This is a genomic window from Stenotrophomonas sp. STEN029 (assembly GCF_056760015.1).
Genome location: NZ_JBRREC010000158.1, coordinates 1 through 4,130 on the forward strand (window position 1 = coordinate 1; position 4,130 = coordinate 4,130).

General features: G+C 66.1%; 4 protein-coding genes. 2 read left to right on the plus strand and 2 right to left on the minus strand.

The genetic code is table 11. The features are described 5' to 3' along the window. Positions 1 to 190: 190 nt before the first annotated feature. Positions 191 to 1,054, minus strand: coding sequence for a protease modulator HflC (hflC, locus tag ACVOLI_RS20190; RefSeq protein ID WP_481615748.1), 864 nt, complete (start codon positions 1,052 to 1,054; stop codon positions 191 to 193). Next, positions 1,051 to 2,157: an FtsH protease activity modulator HflK gene (gene hflK / locus ACVOLI_RS20195; RefSeq protein WP_296253517.1), complete on the minus strand. Its 1,107-nt coding sequence runs from the start codon at positions 2,155 to 2,157 to the stop codon at positions 1,051 to 1,053. Before hflK ends, hflC begins: the two co-directional genes overlap by 4 nt. 297 nt (positions 2,158 to 2,454) lie before the next feature. On the opposite strand from hflK, the gene ACVOLI_RS20200 reads away from it, so the two are divergent. Together ACVOLI_RS20200 and pilH are read left to right on the plus strand one after the other, a co-directional pair. Further along, positions 2,455 to 3,450: a YhdH/YhfP family quinone oxidoreductase gene (locus ACVOLI_RS20200; RefSeq protein WP_481615749.1), complete on the plus strand. Its 996-nt coding sequence runs from the start codon at positions 2,455 to 2,457 to the stop codon at positions 3,448 to 3,450. A 92-nt stretch (positions 3,451 to 3,542) separates the two neighbouring features. Further along, the gene (gene pilH, locus ACVOLI_RS20205) at positions 3,543 to 3,926 is read left to right on the plus strand and encodes a twitching motility response regulator PilH (protein WP_062166594.1); all 384 of its coding nucleotides are present in this window, start codon (positions 3,543 to 3,545) and stop codon (positions 3,924 to 3,926) included. Positions 3,927 to 4,130 lie beyond the last annotated feature (204 nt).

Sequence of the window (4,130 nt, forward strand, 5' to 3'; positions counted from 1 at the left end):
CCCCCCCCCCCCCCCCCCCCCCCCCCCCCCCCCCCCCCCCCCCCCCCCCCCCCCCCCCCCCCCCCCCCCCCCCCCCCCCCCCACCCCCCCCCCCCGCCCCCCCCCCCCCCGCGCCCCCCCCCCCCCCCCCCCCCCCCCCCCCCACTACAGCCCCCCTCTCCCGAGGGGAGAGGGGCTAAAGGTCAAGCGATCAGCGATCGCTCTTCATGTACTGCAGGAACGGGTCGTTCTTGTCGAGCACGATCACGCCGTTGCCGTCGGTCATCGAGGCGCGGTAGGCCTCCAGGCTGCGGTAGAAGGCGTAGAACGACGGGTCAGCCGAACCGGCCTTGCCATAGATCGACGCGGCTTGGGCATCGCCCTCACCACGCAGCTGCTGCGCATCACGTTCGGCTTCGGCCACGATCACGGTGCTTTCGCGGTCGGCCTGGGCGCGGATGGTCAGCGACTGCTCCTCACCCTCGGCGCGCAGCTTGGCGGCCTCCTGCTTGCGCTGGGCGCGCATGCGCTCGTAGACGTCGGCAATCACCTGGCTGTCGGTCGGCAGGTCGATCTGCTTGATGCGCAGGTCGATGATCTCCATGCCCAGGGCGGCAATCGCCTCGTTGATCGACTTCAGCTGGCCGGCAATCAACTCGCCACGGTCACCGGACACCAGTGCCTGCAAGGTGCGCGAGTTGATCTGGTTACGCAGCGAGTCGGTGATGATCGGTGCGAGGCGGGCGTTGACGACCTTGCTGTCGCCGCCGGTGGCGCGATAGTAGGCGCGCACGTCTGAGATCCGGCCAATGGCGAAGAAGTCGACGCTGACGTCCTTCTGCTCGGCAGTGAAGTAACGCGCAGGTGCGGTGTCCAGCACCTGGAAGCGACGGTCGAACACGCGCACGGTTTCAACCAGCGGCACCTTGAAGTGCAAGCCCGGCTTGATGTCGGCACGCACCACCTTGCCCAGGTTGAGCACCATGGCGGTCTGGTCTTCGCGAACCACATAGACCGAACCCAACAGGCCCAGCAACACCGCGACGAGTACGCCGATAACGACTGAATTTTTCATCGGCCGGCCTCCTCACGCGATGCCGAGCGCGAGACCGAACGGTCCGCGTTGCGAATACTGTCGGTCGCCGCCGGCAAGGCCGGTGCCACCATTTCCGGAGTCAGCTGCGGGGCGTTGCCGGTCTTGCTGGCATCGGCCGGCATCGGCACGTAGATCAGCTGGCGGCCGTCGCCACCGATGACCTTGCGGTTCTCGGCCAGCACCTGCTGCACGGTTTCCAGCCACAGGCGCTTGCGGGTGACTTCCGGCGCGTTCTTGTACTCACCCTGCAACAGGGTGAAGCGGCGGGCGTCACCTTCGGCGCGGGCGACGATGGCCTGCTTGTAGCCTTCGGCGGTGGTACGGGCACGCGAGGCCTGGCCGCGTGCTTCGGGTACAACCTTGGCAGCATAGGCTTGGGCTTCGTTGATCAAACGCTCCTTGACCTGCTGGGCACCGTTGACCTCGTCGAAGGCCGGCTTCACTTCTTCCGGCGGACGCGCATCGGGCAGGGTCAGGCCGGTCACACTGAGGCCGGTCTTGTAGGTCTTCAGCGAGGCCTGCAGGCGCTGCTCGGCGACCACGGCCAGCGGGCCACGGTTGTTCAGCACGGTATTCAGGTCGGCGCGGCCGACCTGCTCACGCACGGCGCTCTGCGCGGACTGTTCCAGCATCTGGTCGGCATCAACCGTACCGAACAGGTACTCGCGCGGGTCGTCCACGCGGTACTGCACGTTGACCGACACATTGACGATGTTCTCGTCCCGGGTCAGCACCGGCACGTTGCTGCTGAAAGTCTTGATCTGGGTCGCATTGACCTTGACCACCGATTCCAGCGGCCACGGCAGCTTGAAGTTGGGGCCCGGCTGCAGGATGCGCGAGTACTCGCCGAAGCGCAGGACCACACCGCGCTGCTGTTCGCCGATCAGCTGGAAGCTGGAGAACAACAACAGCAGAGCCAACGCGACCAGCACCCAGCGCCAGATACCGCCATCAAACAGGTCGCGCAGCGGTCCGGGCAGTCCACCACCCCAACCTCCGCCATTGCCGCCACGTGGCGTACGCGGCGCGCGGTTGTTGTCCGCACCACCACCGCTGTTGCCGCCGGGTGTATTCCAGGCCATGCATGCTCCATCTGTAAGGGTCAGGCTGCGGGGGCTCCCGCCAAGGACCTGACCATCTATCGAATCCCGATTCTAACAAGGCAGACTCTGAACAGGTTCGGGGCTACCTGAACGGAACGTTTTGCCCGCCAATCAGCTAGTCAGGCAGCTGATCCAGCGGTGCGAGCCCCAGCCAAGACGGGCCCCGCGGTATCCGTGCAGGCCCCTCCCGGCACCTGCTCTAAATAGGAATAAGGGCAGACCCGCCTTTTCACAACAGTTATGGTTGCACTCCCCCGTTCCGACGCAGGCCTACCGATGTCCCCTACCGCCCCGTTCACCGCCTTCCGCATCCACAACGACGACGCGGGCTACCGCAGCGGTCCTGAACAAGTGGACCTGGACCAGCTGAGCCCGGGCGAGGTGGTGATCCGCGCCCGCTGGTCGTCGGTCAATTACAAGGACGCGCTGGCCGGTACCGGCAAGGGCAAGATCCTGCGTCGCTTCCCGCTGGTCGGCGGTATCGACGTGGCCGGCGAGGTTGTCGCCTCCAGCGACCCGGTCTTCCGTGAAGGCGACCAGGTGCTGACCACCGGCTGCGGCCTGAGCGAAACCCGTGACGGCGGCTACAGCCAGTACGTGCGCCTGGAATCCAGGTGGGTGATCCCGCTGCCGGCACAGCTCAGCCTGCGCGAGGCCATGGTGCTGGGCACGGCCGGTTTCACCGCCGCACTGGCACTGCTGCGCATGACCGACAACCGGCAGACGCCTGCCCATGGCCCGCTGGCCGTCACCGGTGCCACCGGCGGCGTCGGCTCGCTGGCGGTGGACATCTTCAGCCAGGCTGGCTACGAGGTGCATGCCATCAGCGGCAAGGCCGAGGCGGCCGACTACCTGACCGCGATCGGTGCCAGCCAGATCCTCGGCCGCGATGCGCTGGCCACCACCCGGCCCATGGAATCAGCCCGCTTCGGCGGCGGCCTGGACAATGTCGGCGGCAGCATGCTGACCAGCCTGCTGGCGCAGACCAGCCCTTATGGCAACGTGGCATCGGCCGGCTTGGCCGCCTCCGGCGAGCTGGACATGACAGTGATGCCCTTCATCATCCGCGGCGTCTCCCTGCTCGGCGTGGCTTCGGCCGGAACTGCCCGCGACATCCGCGAGCAGGTCTGGCAGCGCCTGGGCAGCGACTGGAAGCCGCGTCACCTGGACCGCATCTGTACCCGCGAAGTGGGCCTGGATGGCCTGCCCGAGGTGTTCGCCACGATGCTGGAAGGCAAATCCTTCGGCCGTACCGTCGTAAGAATTGATTGACGGCAGTCACATGAACTTCCCCGGCGTGAAGGCAGCGACTTCACGCCGGCGGCGCGCCAGCACTACACTGCCGCTACTACTTGGGGAAAAACATGGCGCGTATCCTGATCGTCGACGATTCACCATCGCAGTTGATGGGCATCCAGCGCATTGTGGAAAAGCTGGGGCATGAGATTTTCACCGCAACTGATGGCGCCTCTGGGGTGGAGGTTGCCAAGCAGGTGCTGCCGGACCTGGTGCTGATGGACGTGGTGATGCCGAACCTCAACGGGTTCCAGGCAACGCGCACGCTCAAGCGCGAGGCGACCACGCAGCACATCCCGGTGATCCTGGTGACCACCAAGGATCAGGACACTGATCGCTTGTGGGGCATGCGCCAGGGGGCGAAGGCGTACATCACCAAACCGTTTACCGAAGACGACCTGTCGGCGGTGATCGCGCAGGTGTTCAGTGCCGAGGCGCCACCGGTTGGGTGAAGCTGCTTTCTTGGGGAAAGCTTTTGGGAAGGCGGGCTTTGCCCGCCTTTCTTGTTTTTGGGTGTTGGGTTTGCGTTGGGTTTGCTTTGGGTTTGCTAGCTAGGAGCTTCCCCCCACCCCCACCCCTCACCCGGCCGGGGGGGGGGGGGTGGGGGGTGGGGGTGGGGGGGGGCAAAAATACACGCCCAAACAAAAACAAAAGCG